This is a genomic window from Pseudocalidococcus azoricus BACA0444 (assembly GCF_031729055.1).
Classification (GTDB): Bacteria; Cyanobacteriota; Cyanobacteriia; order Thermosynechococcales; family Thermosynechococcaceae; genus Pseudocalidococcus; species Pseudocalidococcus azoricus.
Window position 1 is genome coordinate 67437 of sequence record NZ_JAVMIP010000001.1, and the last position, 19965, is coordinate 87401.

Consider the following 19965-nt stretch of genomic DNA (forward strand, 5'->3'; position numbering starts at 1 on the left):
AATAATTATAGAACTGAATCTACCATACGTTTTGCAATTTCCTTGAGTGATGTTTGGGCCTGCCAGTTGAGTTTTACAGCTGCTTTGGCTGGGTTACCGCAGCTGTAGGCAATATCTGTTGGACGAAATAGATCGGAGTCACTGATCACGTGCTCTTGCCAATCTAGGCTCAAGTATTCAAAAACATAGGTAATAAATTGTTCCAATGAGTGACTCTTTCCGGTAGCAATCACATAATCTTCTGGTTCAGTTTGTTGTAGCATTCTGTACATGGCCTGGACATATTCAGGTGCCCACCCCCAATCACGCACAATCTTTAAATTACCTAATCTTAGTTTTTCTGATGTTCCACGAGTAATATCGCAAGCAGACTGAACAATCTTCTGCGTAACAAATCGCTTGGGGCGAAGGGGTGACTCGTGATTAAATAAAATCCCTGAACAAGCATAAAGATGATAAGCCTCACGATAATTTGCAACTTGCCAAAATGCAGCAGACTTAGCTACAGCATAGGGGCTGCGAGGGCGAAAGGGAGTTATTTCATCTGCAGGGAGTTGATCAGTATCTCCAAAACATTCACTAGAACCTGCATTGTAGAGCTTGATTTCTGGGTTAAAAAAGCGAATAGCCTCTAATAAATTAAGAGTTCCTAAGGAAATACTCTCCATTGTCTCTACAGGTTGCTCAAAAGACAAGCCAACTGATGTTTGTCCAGCTAGGTTGTAGATTTCATCGGGTTGTACTCGGCTCAAAACCTGCAAAACACTTCTAAAATCATTCAGTGACATAGAGTATAAACAAACTTTATCTCTTATGCCCAACTTAACTAGATTACCAAGTGTACTAACTTGAGCATCGCGAGACGTTCCAAAAACTTTATAACCTTTATTTAATAAAAGTTCAGCTAGATATGATCCATCTTGACCAGCTATTCCACAAACTAAAGCATGTTTCATAAGGCCTTAGAATCAACCCGTATAGCTTTAATCTCATCATACCTTTCCTCATTCATATTATTTAGAGCAGCTAGACATAATCCCCCTCCTAAAACCATAAACCCCAGAGTTGTTGGTTGACCAATCTGCCCATTAAGAATACCAGGCGCAGCAAATAAAAAAAGTAACAGCGGCAAAGAATTGCCAATTGCAGCAGCTTTAAGAGACAACCAGGCCATATTTAAGAGAATGAGAACCCTTAAAAGAATGAACACAAAACCAAAGTAGATGCCAGATTCTAAAATCACCCTTGCCCACTCTCCTTCTGCCAGTAAAAAGGTTGCCTCACCTGTTATGAGAATAGAAGCAAAGTTAGTTCCTAGACCCAATCCATATCCCAATAAAGGCACCAAGTCAATCACATCAAATACACCTAGGAAGTCCTCAGCAACTCGTGAAGGTAAATCAGCACCAACATCTGCATTATAAGAGCGCGAGACATTTTCTAAACGTTGGCTAAAGATATCTAAACCTTCGGAAAAAGCTGGAATATAACTCAGGAAGAAAAGGCTAGTAAGAGCAGAAACAAAAACCATTGGAATCCGCTTACCTGATACTGGATTTAATAGAAACTGGATTGGTAATGCTATAAAAATAAGTAAACAACCAATTACTGAGGTACGGCTTGTTGACACGCCTAGTGCTAAGGGAATGGAAATCGCTGCGCCAAGAAGTAGCCACTTGGGGTATGTTTTCGGTGTGAGTAGACCCCAAAGCATGAAAGATGTTGAAAAAGCTAAAAACTGGGCTGCACCCGAAATAAAAGAAAACAGGCCTGGCGGTCTAATTTTGTTACCCACTCCAACTATTTGTCCAACTTCATCTCCCATTGTCCCTGCATTAATAAAGGCTGTGGGGGGTGAAGAAAATTGCATTATCATGGTTATTGCAATGACAGGTGACAATAGTAGAACCCATTTGCCCATTTCCTTGACATCAGATATTGTAAAGATTGAAGGAATTATGTAAATTAACGGTAAATGTAAAAAGTAAACTCGCCAGCCAAAAATTGTGATGAACAAGTTAGCTTCAGGATTCGTAAGGAGCTGCAAAAACCCAAGAATAATAAATATAAAACCAAGAAATAAAACTAAATTCATTATAAATCGTTTGGGGAAGCAACCAGCACGCATAGCAAAGAAATAAATTGCTAGCACGACAGGATCTCGGATGATTAAAAGAGGGCCAGAAAGACCTGGAAAAATCCACTTGCGGATTGCGCCTTCAAAAATTAGCAGCCAAAAATATGACCAAATTGCCAGCTTAACAAGCTTAAAATTTTTATCTATAGAATTCATGGATGCTAACTTATTAATGTTAACTACATGGCAGAAAGGACTAAGCTGACTATCTTTTTAGAATACTTTTCCCACGTTAAGGCTTTCGCTTTATTAAACGCAGCATAGCTCATTTTAGGTATCTTATCGCGATTGTCAGCAAACCAGGTCAACTTTTCAGCAATGCTCTCCGGTGAACGGATTGGAACCAAAAAACCTGTAACACCATCTTCAACCAAGTCATCCGCTCCAGCATTATAAGTTGTAATCAATGGAAGACCAGAGATCATTGCTTCTTGTTGAACTAGGGCGCGACCTTCTACAATCGAGGGAAACAGAAAAACATCACAAGTACGCATAAGTTTTAAGACTTCAGAGTGGGGGCGAGGAGAAAAATATTGAAAATTTGGAAACTCTTCTTTATAAAATTTCATTGAAACAACAGGAGATCCCAAAACTAATAATTCTATGTCATAACGTTTTAGCAGCCTAAACGCAGCAAATATATCGGCTAAACCCTTGCGCTGAGTCATTGAGCCGACAAAGAGAACTCTCAAAGGCACACCTTTGTTTAGATATTGAAAATCGTGTTGCGATAGATTAAGTTGAGGAGAACCAAATTCAGAGACAAGAATTTTTTTGGAGTCAACAATATTTTGTGGTAGAGAATCCCTGACAAATTTACTGGGACAAATTACATAGTTAGCTAGTTGTAGTTCTTGGGTTTTACGCTCTAACTTGGCCGAAGAATTACGAGTCCCGATTAGTGTAGACTCCCATTGTGGATATCGAGCTGCTTCTTCTTGCAACAATTTTAGGCTGGTTTCCCAGTAGGCAATCGGTAGATCATAAAAACAGGTTATCCCCTTTTGCCTTGCAGTCTTAAACGTTTGTAACGCACCATCTTCATAACAATAGACAGCTTGAATGGAACCTACTTTGGTATCTTGAGATAGATATTCACTAATATTCTGATCTAGATCCTGATACACGGCATCAATGCAAGCAAAACCTGTTTCGTGTTTAATTAAGAAATGTGCCCCAAGTTTTGGAGCTATCAATCTAATTATTTCTCGAAACGGCCTAGTACGAATATGGTGAGGAGTAATACTAAAGTTTCTTCTTAGTATTTCAGCTCTTACAAAAGACGGTAGAAAAGATAACAAGCGTGATTTCTCATCTACACTCAACGTCGTAAAAAATAAAAAATCAAGATCCTCGTCCTCAAGTTCTTTTAAGAGAGACCTAGAGAAGGTATTACCAGTAGGGTGAGAAATAATAAACATTAGTTTTTAATGAGTGAATTAATCAGAACGTTAAGATATCGTTGAACGACATAACTTGATGAATGCTTTTTAAGATGTTCTTCTCTATGAATTTTAAAGCTTTCGAGGTATTTATTATTGGATAGCAAGCGGATTAAAGCATTAGCAAGAGCAACGTGATCGCCATTAGGAAAAGTTAACCCACAAAGACCAATTGCATCCTTTAAGCCACCTCCTTCAGAACCGACAACAACACAACCACAAGCTATACCTTCGAGGGCGACAATTCCGAATGGCTCTGCCCATCTTGATGGCACTACCATTATCTTAAATTGATTCAGTAAACTAACTAAGACTTGACCAGATTTAACACCTTCAAAGATGATATATCTCTCTAAATTTAGATCTCTAACCTGTGATTCCAAAACAAGACGCTCACTCCCGTCTCCAATAATAGATAGATGAGCTTTTATACCGTAATCATGAACTATCTTAAGGGCGGAAATTAAGGTATCAACCCCTTTATCACTAACAAGGCGCCCCAGAAAAACCAAATCCTTAATTCGTTGATTACACCCAATCACCCTAAATAGCTTGTCATTGTAGGGATTACCAATGATAACAGAGGGAGTTTTTATACTGTCAGCAACAGATTTTGAAATTGAAATAACATTTGAGAATCTTAAACAAGTAAGTTTAACTTTATCAATCAATCGAATTTGGCCATCCGATCTCTGAATCCAAGTGCGTACTGCTATCACACAAGGTTTTTGATAAAGAAAGTTAGGGTACAGGTACAGAAGAGATATATTATTTTGAAATAAAACATCACACCACTTAAGACATTTAAGCATTCTATTTAAGTTTGGCCTACGAATTACTTGGAAGTCAAACTTCTTAGAGCAATTTACCCCTGAGTCTAATGCATGTGTAACTACAATGACCTCATGCCCAAGAGCCACAAAATTTGTAGCTAATAGTTCAGATATTGCTTCAATACCTCCAATATTTGGAAAGAAAGTATATGAGACAAGCAGTATTTTCATAAAAATTATTAGCGATTGCTATTCAAATTTCAATAAGTATAAAGAAAGCTCTCTGTTTGTTACTAAATCCTTGAAATTTTGTCAAAGCTTGGATAAATTCAGAATAACTTGACATAGATTCAAAAAATATTTTGTCAGTAGTATTAATACAAGTGAAGTCGTATGGCTAGGTAGACGATGTATCAAAATCCTTTATCTAAATCAATAAGTCTATAAATACTAAATCTATTTAGTTATTCTTGCCAGTTAGTCTTTAATTATATCAGAAAATATTTTAGTTTGCTTTTCTAAAGTATGGGATTGATACCAATCAAAAACTTGATTTGAAATTGTCTGAAGCTCATGTAAGTTTTCAAAGCTACTAGATGGAGTTAAATAATGAGTTCCATACGCAATATCATCTTTAACTTTCTGATATTTTGTTTCTAGTATTGGAATGATGCCATGAGAACAATATGCTGCAAATACGGTTGATTTTGCCAAAACATTGCTTGGATAACTTAAAAAAGCAGCCATTGAATTAGTTAGATAATAACATATAATATTACGTTCTTGTTTACCAATACACATTACATCAATATTTATAATATCATAATTAATTCCACTAATTGGTTCACCTATATCTATAATCTTAGTAATATCAAGGCTGTTACAAACAAAGTTTAATTTATCTACAGAATTTTTATAGATTAAACGTCGCTTGCTTTTTCCCCCGAATATTATTAAATGCTTGTCTCGTTCAATAAGAGGCTTATTATAAGCAGCTTCACCTACGTTTGAAAATACTGGCAGTGACAATATTTTCAGTTCCGTATTATTTTGTAATTTTTGAAGTAATTCTACATAATGCCTATTACTTGTTATAGAAGCTTGGCTAATAGATAGGATATTTTGACAAATTTTTTTCTGAATATTATGTAACCAAAAAGCGCTGCTTTGAATTGTACCTGAGGCATAGAGTTCATGGAACATGGTTATTAGCTTACAGTTTCTTTGTTTTTTCCATTCTTCCAGGCCATGCACTAACCAAAAGGGACATCCTCGTTTTGCGTATCCATAACCCACATAATGTAAAATAACGATTTCATGATCTTTGATTAGTTCTACTAGAGCATCAGCTTTTCGAGATTGAACGGGTGTTGCTTTGAAGTTTTCGACATACCCAGGTCTATCAGTACTTTTCCAGTTTGGATTACCGACAGCAAATTCTGTAACAATACCATAATTACTATACAGCGGCCTGGCAAGATTTAAGGCATAGTCACCAAGACCATTGACTGATGGAGGTAAATCGGGAACTATTTGTAACAGTCTGACCAAAATAATACCTGAACAATTAAGTAATATTGACAAATTATATTCAAAAATAACAGTCTTATTCTAGCTTAAAAATAAAGCCTTCCAACACTGGATAATCAATTAAGGAGTTCTTCCGAAAATACGTAAAAAGATACAAATATTAGGATAAACATACCATCAATTTACCAGCCAATCTTCTAAAGACATCCTTGGGAAAGTTTCAAGGTATCCGCCCTCTGTACAGTTTATAATTCGACCATTATTAAACTCATATGCGGCCTTCGCAATTGAGTAGCCTAGCTCCATTCCAGCAATATTTGAAACTTGCCATTTATCACCACTTTTGGTATAGTTTGGGTGAAAATGATTAATATCTTTTTCAGCAGTTATTTCGATCGAGCCAAAAGTTTTTCGAGTTTTATAGCTATGATCACAACCAATAATTGCAACATCTCTAAAACCCATATGGAGAGCTAACTGTAAAGCAGTGTAGGTTACTGTTCCACAATTACCGATATTCCAGGAACAATCCTGGGCAAATGAAAAAGTATTTAAAAATGATGAATATATATAAATATTATTATTGTGCTGGAGATTGCTTTTGGAGAACTCATGTGCAAGAAACAAAGGAATTTCAGTTGTTTTGAAAAAGTCAAGATTCTGATAGAAAATAATCGGATCAACACAAACAATAGATGATGGACGAAAAGATGATTTATCAAACAAAAGATTAATTTTGTTTAACCCAAAAGTATATATACCATTTAGGTTTGATAAATTACTCTTTAAAAGTGAAGGTCCATTACAAATAATTACAGCTTTTTCATTGACATATTTATCTTTAAGATGCAATAGTTGAGTTCTAGATTCCCAAGAAAGAGGATCAATATCCCAGAGCACTCTTTTACTTACTTCTAAACAACTTCTTAGAAAACTACGATAGGGATTAATACTTTTACGTTGATATGAAAAAGGATTATTAACCATCAGTTCATCCATATCTATAGTAATGATAAAAGACTTGAAATAGATTTAGTAGATTGAATTTTATGGAAATCAACAAAACTTTTCCAATCCTGTAGTTCACTCCATTCCGATAAAAAAATAAAATCGATTTCAGTATTAGCAGTTACTTCATAATCATATTTACTATCTCCAAAAAATATACTTGGAAAGAGATTTTTTTCTGCCTTTAGCTCTCGCTCAAAGATTGCTTTTTTATCATCTGGACTTCCAAATATACCGCCATCAAAAAAACTATGAATTCCTCTACGATTGAATACTTCTCGTAGTTCAGCTTGATCACCACCAGATACAACTAGCCATTTAGTATTAGATGCCGCTTTTCGAAGCGCACTCAGACCCGGAGCCATTTCACAAGAATATAATCCTTCACGAACATATGAAGCATATGATTCCAAAAGCAGTCTCATTTGTTCGTGATCGATAGGAATTTCAAGGATAGACTGAAAGAAATAGTTAAATTTACTATAACGTGAAATTCCTCCATGATTGATATGATATGCTCTTAGAGCTTGAGCAGCTTCTTCGCCATAAGGTAGAGCCGCGTAATAAAAACCTTCAGTTTTTAATTTGTTTGAATTAAGTATTACACCATCACAATCAAAGATAAAGGTCTTATATCTTCCTAAGTCAAACATACGCTACCTTTTTATCTAACAGAGATTCCGCAATAATAAAATCTTCATCCCAGTCAATATCAAATCCCTGAATCTTATCTAAAGTATAAAGAAAGGGGTTTTCTCCAATCCTATCATTATAGTTTTTATAGATATATGCATCACACAAGAAAGCACCACTATTAACCTCATGCAGTGGGGTAATCGTCTGTGTTCTAGGCCATTTCTCAATAACCCTGTCATAGTTAACTGGGCCATTTTGATTCCATATAAAAGATCGTAGCTCAGTTGTCGTCATCAATGAGTCATAGCCTTCGTCAAGACTTTTGAAGTAGAGCTTAATTATTTCTACATAAGATTTAGAAGTCAAAAATGGCGATGTCACATGTGTCCAGAGAATATGCCCTTGGTCAATAATTTTAGAAACATAGTGAATTAAGTCGTCCGTTCTAGTTTGGCTAGCACATAAAGAATCATCACGTTTATCGATCACGAGCTTTTCAAGGCTAAGAGTCTTAGCAAACTCAATAATAGTATTATCATTGGTTGACAATACTATTGTATCAATTAAATCTACATTTGCAAGTTGATTAATTTTAATTTCGATAAGCCCATGATTGAAACCAGCAAATGGCTTTATATTTTTATTTTTTATTCGTTCACTTCCTTGTCGACAGGGTAAAAAGCACGTCACAGTCATTGAGTTAACCTACCTCATAAACACTAGTTCTCTTAATTCTATATTTAGTCGGTGTGATAGCAACAAGAGGCAATGCCCCTGGAGTTGAACTGTAAAGATTCAACAGGTAATCCATTTCATGATTTCGCAAATCATCCGATCCATAACCATCAAAGCCAGCCAGTAGGATTTTTTTAGCCCTCCCACTGGTCGCAATTGCCAAGGAGTAGGCGATAACCATAGAAGTAGGTAATATACAGTAGTTGTCTTCAAACTTAAAGGTTTCAGATTGTACTACCAAGCCAAAGTCTAAAAGCTCTTTACCTTCTAATTCATTTCTAATATCTTTAGATAACATTGAATATGGAATAACTAAGGGCTGAGATAAATTTAAGTGTTCTTGACAATCAGCTAATAAGCGAACCGGATGACATGCTGCTCTTAAGTCAATTAAATCTGAAGCAATATGAGTCTGAGTATTTAAAGCAATAACGATAGGGTGCTGAGAACTAATAAAATTTTCCAAAGCTTGCTGATGAACTTCTACTCCAGGCCCTGTTCCTAGAATTAAAACATCTCTACCGGCAATTAATGATTTTGGAGACCAAGTTCCAATAGGTTCTCCTGTATAGAAATGTCGTGCTGAATTAAGAGCATTAAGACTAAACCTCTTCCCACCTGATGATTTTAAATGATCAATTACACCTAAAATATCCTCATCCAAATAACGATTATCTGCTAGCATTTCTTGAATATAAGTCGGATGAATACCATACTTTCCGGCCAAATAATAGTACGTGTTTGTCCCCCAACCATATTCATGTTGCATTGGACTAAAGTAGTTTGAAATCAATTCCATCAGAGGTATAATGTTACATGACACATTAGGACGAATTTCAGCTAATTCAACAACAAGATACTCAGTTTTAACATTTCCGGCTCCACGTCCCATACCTGTTACAGTTCCATCAATCCAGGTAACACCATCCTTAACTGCTTGTACACAGTTAGATAATGCTCGTCCCATATTATCGTGGGTATGAATCCCTAAGTCTCCTGACCAGCCTTCACGTAGGGCATGGATAATCTGTGATGTTTGTTTAGGATTCATACTACCCATACTATCGGCAAAGTACAAAACATCTAAATGATAATGACTAGCAATTTGGGACAACTGTTGAACTTCGACTAATGAACGATCTGCAACTTGCATTAAGTTAATACCTACCTGATAGCCTTGGTCTTTCAACCATTCACATCCTAATAAAGTTTGTTCAAATTCATAGTAGTGACAAGGAATACGGACTAATGAAACTGGAGAATCACTAGCGGGCTTAAACAACTGATGAAGGGCAGGGATAATTCCATCTGCATATTTAATTAACTCACTCGCATTAACCATTACCCCAATCTTTAAGTTCTCTGGTATGGTTAGACTGCGTATAAATGTATCGGTAGTATATGCACACCCACCCAAAAAATCATCCTGAGGAAATCCACGGAAGCCCAGCTCAACATAATCCACGGAAATAGCCGCCATAGACTGAAGATAATCATGGATTAAATTTTGTGAAAAATTCCAAGAATTATAGTATCCACCATCTCTCAAAGTACAGTCTAGGAGCTTAATCATAATTACTGATTGGCGTTGTAAAGTTTTCTTTGGGTTTATGTGATTATAGCACGCACGGCACATATTTTTTACTTTTTTTGTCAATAAATAAGGTTTAGGTTTAGACAGTCTTTTGTTTGCAGTACTACGATATTTCGGTTTTGCATTTTTCATCAGTTTTGATTAATTATAGGTGACAAGTAAATAATTTGCAGAACAGAATAATATTTATAAGAAACTGATGTTATTCTTATATCTTGATTAATAAAATAGCCTTACTTATATAAAACTAAAGAAAGTGAGCGAAAGCTTTCGCCATCCATCTAATGAAAGGCCCTTGTAATAATGTTTATAATCAAGAATTTGGAAAGTACTTATCTCAGCAAAGCAGTATTAAAATAGGAAAAATGAATCATTTAAGTCTGGCATTTACATCTTTTCTACCGGGAAAATATCAGACAAAGAAAAGTATGGAAAAAGTTAATAAATAAAACTTTCAATATTTAGTTCAGTTAAAGTAGTTTATGTAATGCTATGCTTTCTTGATATAAGTAGAGTGATAGAAGTTTATATTATGTTTCAATTTTTATTGAATTTTATATTTAGAGTATTTGATAGGTTCATGCGTGATTATGAAAAATTTAAAATTAAACGTATGAAAAGCTGCTTTAAATCCTGCGGCAATAATGTTGAAATTAATAATGTGGCAATTACCCCTTGGCCAAAAGTTGAAGTTGGTGATAATGTTATCATCAATTCATATACAAATATCTTTGCTGGTGGGGGAGTAATAATTGGTTCAGGGACACTGATTTCCAGTAATTGTGTTATTGTAAGCGTAACCCATCCAACTAACACCACTGATCGGTTCAATGCAGAGTGTATTCGTAAGCCCGTTACGATTGGTCAAAATGTTTGGATTGGAGCAGGAGTGATAATTTTGCCAGGAGTATATATTGGCAACAATTCTGTTATCGGAGCTGGAGCTATTGTCACAAAAGATGTTCCCTCAAATACAGTTGTCGTTGGTAATCCAGCACGGATTTTAAGAACTATGGAATTCTAATTTTTTTATTTTTCTAAAGTTGTTAGCAGGTGATCTTTAATGTCAAGAATGCATTACAGCAGATTCGATACTAGGCTGATACAGCTAAAAGTCATCCCTTATGTGAAAAAGGATTTACTGTGCCACATGGATGCTGAAACCGCTGTATTTATCTAATACTGTAGGAAGTAATATTTTTATTTTTGAGATCTGTATTTTCAAAATATTTAAAATATGCTGAGTTATTAAGATCATAGTTACAGTGCTATCTTAAAATTCTTTGAAAAAGGCTGTAAGAGGATGCGTATATAAAATAAGCTACTAGTGCTCCTTTTAAGCTTATAGGGATTCTATTGCTATGCAATATATTATTCAAACTTCTAAACGACTTTTTAATACTTCCAATTCTAAGTCTCCATTTTTGCTTATCCGTAAATACAATACAAGCAAGAATTCCTTTGAATATATTTTTTTGATATAACAATAAATAATTCAAATAATTATCAATTAGTAACCCTGATTCATCAAAGTTCCAATGTCTATGATTAAAGTGAGAAACAAGTATCTTATATTTTTCAGCATAAATGGAGCTCTTGATATTTATATTGAATGCGATAAAATAAATAAACAACTGAATATTTCTATATTTACTAGTTGTGTATTTTTCAATCATTGTCTCATCTCTTAAGAATGTGAGACCACTGAGTTGATGTCCAAAATAGGAGATTTTTAAAACAGACTTAAATCCTGGTTTTAAGTAAGTTAGCTTATCTTTATCCCCATGAGCAATTTTTATATCACCATTAGAGTATAATCGAGAAGATCCAGGAATAATACAGCCTAAATCACGCCTTGTTGAAACTTGCTCGATAATAAATTCTAAATATTCATCAGGCAAATAATCATCATCTCCTAAAAACATGACCCATGGAGCAGTTGCAGCATATAAAGCATTAACAGCATTTATTTCTAAGCCCCTATTGCAATCCTGCTGTAACAAGCGAATTTTTAATGATGATTTCGCTATATATTCTTGAACGACTTTAACTGTATCATCACTTGAACAATTATCAGAAATAATAACTCCTACTTGAGTAGGATTGGGCAGTTTGGAGATTTGAGAGTTTAATAAATCAAGGTTTTTGATTAAAAACTTTTCTCGATTAAATGTTGGAATAAGGATTTCTAAGAGCATGTGAACCCTTCATATTTGATGTTGATTTTTAATCCAAACAAGCTGCTTTACTATACCATCATTTTTACTTAGTTGAGGCGACCATTGAATTAGATTCTTTACCTTACCTATATCTGCAACAAAGATCTTTTGATCAGAATGACGCCATTCTAATGATTTATACAATAACTTGACTTTCAATATTTCTTCCAAGTAATGAAATAGTTCGAGCAGGGACAAGCTATTATCCATCCCACCACCGATATTAAATATTTCGCCTTGGATTTTATCTCCAATTTCAAATGCCTGATGATACAGTCTAACCAAATCTTCTGCATGAAGAACATCTCGCACCTGCTTGCCATTTCCTGCAATGGTAAATGAATCAATGGACAAGCCATCTTTCATTCGTTTTTCCTGCTCGAGAGCTTGAGCAATAAACCATCCTACCCATCCCTGATCAAAGGTAGAAAACTGACGGCCACCAAAAATTGAAGAGTGACGAAAAACAATTGTTTTTAGGCCAAAATTTCGATGCCAATCGCGCATATATTGATCTGCAGCCCCCTTAGAACAACCATAGGGACTTGAGAAATCAAGAGGGTAAGTCTCATCTAAGCCACGGGGATAATCGGGAGCGACAAATCGAGTTTCTTCCTCAATAAAAACTAAATTTTTCAATTCTCCGTAAACCTTATTGGTACTTGAGTAAATGAGAGTTGCATCTGGAGAAAAGTGTCGAGTTGCCTCAAGAATATTAAATGTACCGACAACATTAGTTAAAAAATCTCTGTAAGGATCTGTCATTGAAGTTGTCATTGCAACTTGACCAGCCAAATGAGCAATTCGATCAAATCTTCCATGAGTCTTGAAAAAGTGCTCAACATCAATTTTATTGGCAACATCAAATTCTTCAATAGTTAACTGATTCTTAGCTGCTTTTTGATTCAGCCATTCCTTATTTTTCTCAGAGCCGAGACGAAAAAGCGCATCAATAATAAATACTTCAGCACCCTGATCTAAGTAAAAGGAGGCAATATTGCTACCCAAAAAACCACAACCACCTGTAACTAGAACTTTCATAGTGCTACCTCATCCATGCAACTATTTACTGATTCCGCTTCGTACATTAACTGTAGGGCAGTATTTAAAGAATACTTAGGATACCACCCAAGAGAGTTTAGTATTTCAGTCTTGGCCTGCGAAATCATTATTTCATTTTCTCTATAGGGTATCACACCAAAGTTAAGGTGTGAACTTGAGAGTGTAATTCGATGAATCATCTCAACTAATTCACGGATCGAAATTACATTACCTGTACCTACTTCAACTTGGATAAAATTACTATAAAGTTTTTCTACATTATTAAACAGAGACAAGTAAGCGGAAATGACATCATCAATATAAATAAAGTCTCTTTTTTGATCGCCAGGAGTAAGGTCAATAGACCTAAAGTTTTGAAGACACTTTTTCATGATGCTGGTTACAAATTTTGAGTCATCATCACCAGGCCCATAAATATGCTGTAGCTTAATGTTAATAAATTGTGTCTTTTTATTTTTTAGTAACTGCCTTGCCCAGTCAAGAAAATGTTTCTTACTCAATGCATAGTAATTCAAAGACGAGTCAAGAATAGTATCAGTATTAAAAAAAGTATTGATATTAAAAGAAATTGCAGTTTCAAGTAAGTCAAGAGGAAATTCTATATTAGACCTTAGGATTGTTGCTGCTGATTCATTATTCCTTCCATAGCAGGTGGCCGTGTGAACCACTATATCAATCTGCTTCAAATCTTCAAACGGCTGATGCAACTCACATTGATCAATATCATAAATAATACATTCAGATAATATATTTTCAATACGAGTGGTGTTTGAGAAGCTTCGCTTCAGGATAACCACCTGATGGCCATGACCAAGAAAGGCTCTAACTAAATGACTGCCAAGAAAACCCGTTGCACCAGTTACTAAAACCGTAGTCATAGATTATCACCTTTGCCTATTACCGATTCAAAATCCAATGTCGAATTACAGATGAACTCGGAATCTAAAACTTTCTCAATCGTGTAAGGGAAATCATACTGACATAAAGTGGCATTCTCTTTTAACACATCTTGGAGATCATCTCGCTGGTGAGTAATAGCAGTGAACGAGCCAATTGAATGATGAGATGATGGAGACGGCCCTTTCAACAAATAAGCTAATAAAATGACTAACTGACTCTTGATTTCATTTTTTTGATTACTCCTCACTAAGACTAACTCTTGAGCCAGATACTCCCAGTTCAAACATTCGACCCGATGCTTAGCTAAAGAATGGACTTGTTCGCTAACCCAAATATAAAAATTTCGTTTATATCGTGATGAATTAGGTGTCATTGATATGCCTTAAAATTTAACTTGTTGACATAGTTTTTGCATTGATATCTAAAAATCAATAGAATTTAAAGTTGACTTTTTACCCTTGAAATGGAATCAAAAGACCACCATTCATCTTCCTGCTTACTAAATTTCTCCACATAACAAGCGGATTGCAAAATGAGGATATTGATCAGATAGCCTTGAAGAATATGGCTCCTAGCGTGTAGTTGTAAAATCATAATTTTTGTCCTAATATCTCCAACAAAAATCTTTGATAACAGTCACGACATAATCTAACATTTCCGTAGTTAGTCCTGGATACAGACCAATCCAGAAACTCCGCTCCATCACATCATCCGTATGTTTCAGATTCCCCACCACTCGATAATTTAAGCTCTTATAAGCTGGTTGCCGGACAAGATTTCCTCCAAATAATAATCGAGTTCCAATCCGCTGCTCTTCTAGGTATTGGACTAACTCATTACGAGAGAACGGTGCATCTTCCCTGACATAGAGCAAAAAACCAAACCAGCTTGGAGTCGAATTAGGTGCAGGTTCTGGCAAAATCAAATAGTTCGCCAGGTCTTGCAATTTCTCATGCAAAAATTGATAGTTGGCCTGACGTTGGGCAATAAATTGAGGTAACTTCTCTAGCTGGGCTACACCGACAGCAGCTTGCATATCAGTCATTTTCAAGTTATAGCCCACATGACTATAGGTATATTTGTGATCATAACCAAAAGGTAACATGCCTAATTGCCAGCCATACCGCTTGTTACAGGTATTATCTACACCTGGTGGACACCAACAATCTCGCCCCCAATCTCGGAAAGATTCAGCAATTTTTTTAAGTCGAGTGTCATTAGTCAAAACAGCCCCCCCTTCGCCCATAGTCATATGATGCGCTGGGTAAAAACTCACTGTAGCTAAATGTCCAAAGCTCCCAGTTTTTCGACCGTTATATTCACTCCCCACAGCATCACAGTTATCTTCAATAACCCAGAGATCATATTTTTCAGCAAATGCCATAACCAGATCTAGGTTGAAGGGGTTGCCTAAGGTGTGAGCAACCATAATGGCCTTAGTCTGGGGGGAATAGGCCGCTTCTAGTTGAGAAGTATCAATATCATAGGTTCCCAATTGAACATCTAAAAAAACTGCCTTCAGTTGATTTTGAAAAATGGGATTGACTGTAGTTGGAAAACCTGCTGCCACAGTAATAACTTCATCACCAGGCCGTAAACGTTTTTCACCCAGTTTTTCTGAAGTTAGAGTTGACAGTGCCACTAAATTCGCTGAAGAACCAGAATTAACAAGCAGACAATGCCTAACGCCCATCCACTGAGCAAACTGAGTTTCAAATTCAGCGGCATAGCGTCCTGTTGTCAACCAAAAATCCAAGGATGCATCAACAAGACTAACTAGCTCATTTTCATCAAAAACCTTGCCAGAAACCGGAACATAGGTTTGGCCTGGATGAAACTCTCGTTCGGCAAATTTATATTGATAGAACTCTTTAACGGCATCGAAAACTTTTTCCCGCAAAGACTCTTCTTGATCAGCTATTCCAGAGGGTTTAATTGGGGTCTGGGTCATGATTTTTGTCCTATAACATCAACTGAACGATCTGAAGATTCTTTGTGCTTCTGCTCAACTTGGTCTCGGGAATAGTCCTGAATCTGATCAAGAGTTAGCTTTCGAAGATCACCATACTGCTGGCTGGAATCAAGTTGACTGGCCTGGCGATACCAATGAACTGTTTTTTCAATAGTTTGCTCAAAGCCCCAAACGGGTTGCCACCCCAATGTATGAAACGCCTTGTCTGTTGTCAAGTTTAAGAGTTGGGCTTCATGGAGAGCGGTTGGGCTTGAGCAATCTTGCCACTGGCCTGGCCAGTAATTGAGGATAGTGGTCACAAGTTCTTTTACAGGACGGTTTGAACTCAGGTTTGGGCCAAAATTGAACGCAGTGTCAAAAAAATTTACTGAGGCTTGCGGCTCAACAATTTGGTGATAGAGTTTCTCAGCTAAGAGTAAGTATCCTCCTAAAGGCTCTAAAACATGCTGCCAAGGACGAGTGGCTCGCGGACTTCTGACCGGAATAGGCTGTTGAGCTTGCAAAGAACGCATCGCATCAGGAACAATTCGGTCTTCAGCCCAATCTCCCCCACCAATAACATTTCCAGCCCGTGCGGAAGCAATTTTGATGTTGATATTAGAAGAATTAAAGAAACTACGTCTCCAACTGGCAATGGCAATCTCAGCCCCAGCCTTGCTGCTGCTATAAGGGTCGTAGCCACCTAAGGGATCATCTTCTCGGTAGCTGTAAACCCACTCTCGGTTTTCGTAGCATTTATCTGTCGTGATAAAAAGCGCAGCACAGGGATAAGCCAATTTCTTGAGGGCTTCTAAAACATGGATTGTCCCGAGAACATTAATGTCCCAAGTTTGCAACGGCTCTATATAACTCCGGCGGACAAGAGGCTGAGCTGCTAAGTGTAAAACGATGTCAGGTTGAAACGAAATAATTTTCTGAGCAAGGGTTTCAGCGTCTCGGATATCTCCTAGGTGATGGTCAATTTCCTTTTCAAGCCCAAGTTGAACAAAAAGAGAGGGATTAGTTTCAGATTCTAAGCTGTAACCATAAACTATAGCCCGCAATGACAACAGCCAAAGTGTTAACCAACTTCCCTTAAAGCCAGTATGGCCCGTTAGAAAAACTCGCTTTCCTTGCCAAAATTCCGTCATGACCATACCTTCCAGGGAGCCTTCCAGGTCTGCCATAAGTCCTCCAGGTGATTTTTATCCCGCAACGTATCCATCGGCTGCCAAAATCCCTGATGCTTGTAGGCTGCCAATTGCCCTTTTTCTGCCAACGTTTTCAAGGGTTGTTGTTCCCAAACCGTAGCATCTCCTTCAATCAGATCAAAGACTTGAGGCTCCAGAACAAAGAAACCACCATTAATCCAACCTCCATCTCCCTGAGGTTTCTCTTGGAACCCAGTAATACCGTCCTGTTCATCCAATTGAAGAGCACCATATCGACCTGGAGGTTGAACAGCAGTCAATGTGGCCCATCTACCATGCTGATGATGAAAGTTCACTAATTCTCGAATATCAATATTGGCAAGACCATCACCATAAGTAAAGCAGAATGTTTCATGTCCAACATAAGATTGAACTCGCTTAAGCCGACCACCGGTCATTGAAGAGTCTCCAGTATCAACTAAAGTAACCTTCCATTTCTCAGCTTTTTTTCGATGGACTTCCATGTAGTTCAAGTCCATATGAAACGTAACATCCGACATATGGAGAAAATAGTTTGCAAAATATTCTTTAATTACATAACCTTTATAACCACAGCAAATAATAAAATCATCAATTCCAAAATTGCTGTAAATCTTGAGAATGTGCCATAGTATTGGCCGACCACCTATCTCCACCATTGGTTTAGGTTTAAGATGTGTTTCTTCACTAATTCTTGTCCCCAGTCCACCAGCCAATATCACTGCCTTCATAAAATAATAGCCTTAAATTATTTAGTTGTTTAGTAATGAGAAATGCATCCTGTGAATGTCTAAAGATAAAATTGAATGTCTTAGTCTAGTACATAAGCAAGAAGTTTTAAATATTTGATTATATTTAATTATCAAGTTTAGTTTAAAAAATATAAATGTCAAGAGACATCTTTGCTCATCTGGGCTAACTTAATAAAGTTCGGTGAAGTCTGCAAAAGTTCTTGGTAAGTACCCTGGGCGATTAAACATCCCTGATTAAGCAAAAAGATTTGGTCACAGTTTTTTACCGTCGATAGACGATGGGCGATCATAATAATGGTTGCCGCTTTAGATGCTTGAGTTATGGCATCCATAACCCTAGCTTCAGTTTCATTATCCAAGGCACTTGTCGCTTCGTCAAATACTAAAACTGATGCCTGCTTATATAGTGCCCGGGCGATTCCCAGCCGTTGACGCTGTCCCCCAGATAGTTTTACCCCCCGTTCACCAATCAATTGATCATACCCCTCTGGCTGTGACTCAATTAATTCAGCAACCTGAGCCTGGGCTGCGGCCCATCGAACTCGCTCTTGATCTATCAAATTTAAAGGAACACCAAAAGCAATATTTTCTGTAAAGCTCGCATCTCGTAAATAGATAAACTGAGGTACATGGGCTAGCTGTGAGTGCCAGGCCTGGAGTATGAACTCATCTTGTAAATCAGAACCTCCAATTAGAATTTTACCTTGACTAGGTTTGAGCAAGCCTAGAATTAAATCAATGGTTGTACTTTTACCACTGCCAGTAGTACCCACAAATGCAACTCGGGTACCTTCAGGAATCGTTAAGCTGACATCCTTCAAAGTCCAAGTTTGCTCAGATTGATAGCGAAAAAAAACATTTACCAAGCGAACCGACTTATCAGGTAATGTGGTTAAAAAACTCGATAGGGGCTTTTCATTATTCTTGAGACTTTTATTCGCAAATGGTGCAACCTTATGAATTGAAGCTTGAGAACTTTTGATGCCAGCAATACTGGCAAAGCAAGTTTGCAGAGGTTGTAGTATGCGATAAGCACCAAGGGCAATAGACCCAAGAATAGGCAACTGTGATTCAATACCCTCACCCTGAAAGAACAAAAACAGTGAAATGCATACAATTGAAACCATGGATAATGACTCAATAACATAGCGTGGATATTGTGCCTTAAAATTCAGTGATACACCATTCATCCTAAATGAGCGATATAAGTTGTTAAAGCTTTTAGAGAAGATTTCTTGGGTATCATCAATAATGATGTCACGAATTCCTCCAAACCCTTCTTGAGCAATTTGCATACTCTTACGAAAGTTTTGAGTTCTTGCAAGGCCATCTAGATAGAGTGTTGCTCGTGTTTTTTGGTATATTGCCCAATATGCTACAAACATGATGAGGATTAAACTCAGCATAATAGAAGGTGATATTCTAATTAGGGAAATACCTAAGGCAATAACAATCAAAATATTTGAAAAAAGACCTAATAGACCTGAAATAAAAGCTGATACAGTTTCAACATCTTGGAATATTAATCCCAGAATATAGCTACTATTCTGCTCTAAATGCCAAGCGTAGGGACGATATAAAACGTTGCGAAATACTAAGGATGATAAATCACTAGAGATCAGAGCCGCTAATCTTAGCTGTCCTGCAATTACAGCAATTCTTAGAACTGCACTCAATACTGCTGCGACAGTAAAAGTACTACCTAGGAGTAGCATTAACACAGCTGTATTCAAGTCTGCAACGAAGGGCAAATAGGTTGCTAATTTGTCTGCACCTTTGCCAGGGTCAGCTAATACATTCAGAAAGAATACTAGCGTAGCCAAATTACTGACTTCTGCAACTGACGATCCTAAAGACAAGACCTGTAGTAACAACAGCTGCTTTTTACGCTTCTTTGATAATAGGGAGAATACAATCAAAATTTTATTTGAGTATTGCTTGATAATATTTTTATTTTTCAAGATTTAAATCCTCCCTAACGTAGGCTTTTATGATTGTTGAAATTACTCAAATAGAACACTTATTTCTCAAGTCTT

The 19965-nt window shown here is 36.7% G+C and carries 18 protein-coding genes; 1 reads left to right on the forward strand and 17 read right to left on the reverse strand.

Annotated elements, in window-relative coordinates:
• Nucleotides 1–5 precede the first annotated feature (5 nt).
• The 9 genes from RIF25_RS00330 to RIF25_RS00370 form a co-directional block, all read right to left on the reverse strand.
• On the reverse strand, nucleotides 6–956 hold the full coding sequence (locus RIF25_RS00330; RefSeq protein ID WP_322876579.1) for a GDP-mannose 4,6-dehydratase: 951 nt from the start codon (nucleotides 954–956) through the stop codon (nucleotides 6–8).
• Complete coding sequence (locus tag RIF25_RS00335; RefSeq protein WP_322876580.1) at nucleotides 953–2293, reverse strand: hypothetical protein; 1341 nt, start codon at nucleotides 2291–2293, stop codon at nucleotides 953–955. The genes RIF25_RS00330 and RIF25_RS00335 overlap by 4 nt, the downstream gene beginning before the upstream one ends.
• A 23-nt stretch (nucleotides 2294–2316) precedes the next feature.
• Entirely contained in the window at nucleotides 2317–3558 is a 1242-nt protein-coding gene (locus RIF25_RS00340; protein WP_322876581.1) for a glycosyltransferase family 4 protein, read from the reverse strand.
• On the reverse strand, nucleotides 3558–4583 hold the full coding sequence (locus RIF25_RS00345; RefSeq protein WP_322876582.1) for a glycosyltransferase family 4 protein: 1026 nt from the start codon (nucleotides 4581–4583) through the stop codon (nucleotides 3558–3560). The genes RIF25_RS00340 and RIF25_RS00345 overlap by 1 nt, the downstream gene beginning before the upstream one ends.
• A gap of 246 nt (nucleotides 4584–4829) precedes the next feature.
• Nucleotides 4830–5903 carry a hypothetical protein gene (locus RIF25_RS00350; RefSeq protein ID WP_322876583.1) on the reverse strand — a complete coding sequence of 358 codons (1074 nt, stop codon included), beginning with the start codon at nucleotides 5901–5903 and terminating at the stop codon, nucleotides 4830–4832.
• Nucleotides 5904–6059: 156 nt separating this feature from the next.
• Nucleotides 6060–6869 (reverse strand): 6-hydroxymethylpterin diphosphokinase MptE-like protein, encoded by an 810-nt coding sequence (locus tag RIF25_RS00355; protein ID WP_322876584.1) that lies wholly within the window; start codon nucleotides 6867–6869, stop codon nucleotides 6060–6062.
• A gap of 14 nt (nucleotides 6870–6883) precedes the next feature.
• On the reverse strand, nucleotides 6884–7543 hold the full coding sequence (locus tag RIF25_RS00360) for an HAD family hydrolase (RefSeq protein WP_322876585.1): 660 nt from the start codon (nucleotides 7541–7543) through the stop codon (nucleotides 6884–6886).
• Nucleotides 7536–8222 carry an acylneuraminate cytidylyltransferase family protein gene (locus tag RIF25_RS00365; protein WP_322876586.1) on the reverse strand — a complete coding sequence of 229 codons (687 nt, stop codon included), beginning with the start codon at nucleotides 8220–8222 and terminating at the stop codon, nucleotides 7536–7538. The genes RIF25_RS00360 and RIF25_RS00365 overlap by 8 nt, the downstream gene beginning before the upstream one ends.
• A gap of 4 nt (nucleotides 8223–8226) precedes the next feature.
• Nucleotides 8227–9834 (reverse strand): aldolase catalytic domain-containing protein, encoded by a 1608-nt coding sequence (locus RIF25_RS00370; RefSeq protein ID WP_407682275.1) that lies wholly within the window; start codon nucleotides 9832–9834, stop codon nucleotides 8227–8229.
• Between the two features lie 553 nt (nucleotides 9835–10387).
• Between RIF25_RS00370 and RIF25_RS00375 the strand changes: the two genes are divergently transcribed.
• On the forward strand, nucleotides 10388–10879 hold the full coding sequence (locus tag RIF25_RS00375) for an acyltransferase (protein WP_322876588.1): 492 nt from the start codon (nucleotides 10388–10390) through the stop codon (nucleotides 10877–10879).
• A 244-nt stretch (nucleotides 10880–11123) separates the two neighbouring features.
• Here the strand turns inward: RIF25_RS00375 and RIF25_RS00380 are convergent, their stop codons facing one another.
• From RIF25_RS00380 to RIF25_RS00410, 8 genes are all read right to left on the reverse strand, one after another.
• Entirely contained in the window at nucleotides 11124–12053 is a 930-nt protein-coding gene (locus RIF25_RS00380; protein ID WP_322876589.1) for a glycosyltransferase family A protein, read from the reverse strand.
• A 9-nt stretch (nucleotides 12054–12062) separates the two neighbouring features.
• Nucleotides 12063–13115, reverse strand: a complete 1053-nt coding sequence (locus RIF25_RS00385; protein WP_322876590.1) for an NAD-dependent epimerase/dehydratase family protein — start codon at nucleotides 13113–13115, stop codon at nucleotides 12063–12065.
• Nucleotides 13112–14014, reverse strand: a complete 903-nt coding sequence (locus RIF25_RS00390) for an NAD-dependent epimerase/dehydratase family protein (protein ID WP_322876591.1) — start codon at nucleotides 14012–14014, stop codon at nucleotides 13112–13114. The genes RIF25_RS00385 and RIF25_RS00390 overlap by 4 nt, the downstream gene beginning before the upstream one ends.
• Complete coding sequence (locus tag RIF25_RS17010; RefSeq protein ID WP_407682263.1) at nucleotides 14011–14409, reverse strand: DUF29 family protein; 399 nt, start codon at nucleotides 14407–14409, stop codon at nucleotides 14011–14013. The genes RIF25_RS00390 and RIF25_RS17010 overlap by 4 nt, the downstream gene beginning before the upstream one ends.
• Nucleotides 14410–14640: 231 nt before the next feature.
• Nucleotides 14641–15987 carry a lipopolysaccharide biosynthesis protein RfbH gene (rfbH, locus tag RIF25_RS00395; RefSeq protein ID WP_322876592.1) on the reverse strand — a complete coding sequence of 449 codons (1347 nt, stop codon included), beginning with the start codon at nucleotides 15985–15987 and terminating at the stop codon, nucleotides 14641–14643.
• Nucleotides 15984–17174 carry a CDP-glucose 4,6-dehydratase gene (gene rfbG / locus RIF25_RS00400; RefSeq protein ID WP_322876593.1) on the reverse strand — a complete coding sequence of 397 codons (1191 nt, stop codon included), beginning with the start codon at nucleotides 17172–17174 and terminating at the stop codon, nucleotides 15984–15986. Before rfbG ends, rfbH begins: the two co-directional genes overlap by 4 nt.
• Nucleotides 17135–17908, reverse strand: coding sequence for a glucose-1-phosphate cytidylyltransferase (gene rfbF, locus RIF25_RS00405; protein ID WP_322876594.1), 774 nt, complete (start codon nucleotides 17906–17908; stop codon nucleotides 17135–17137). Before rfbF ends, rfbG begins: the two co-directional genes overlap by 40 nt.
• Before the next feature lie 158 nt (nucleotides 17909–18066).
• Nucleotides 18067–19890, reverse strand: a complete 1824-nt coding sequence (locus RIF25_RS00410; protein WP_322876595.1) for an ABC transporter ATP-binding protein — start codon at nucleotides 19888–19890, stop codon at nucleotides 18067–18069.
• Between the last annotated feature and the right edge of the window lie 75 nt (nucleotides 19891–19965).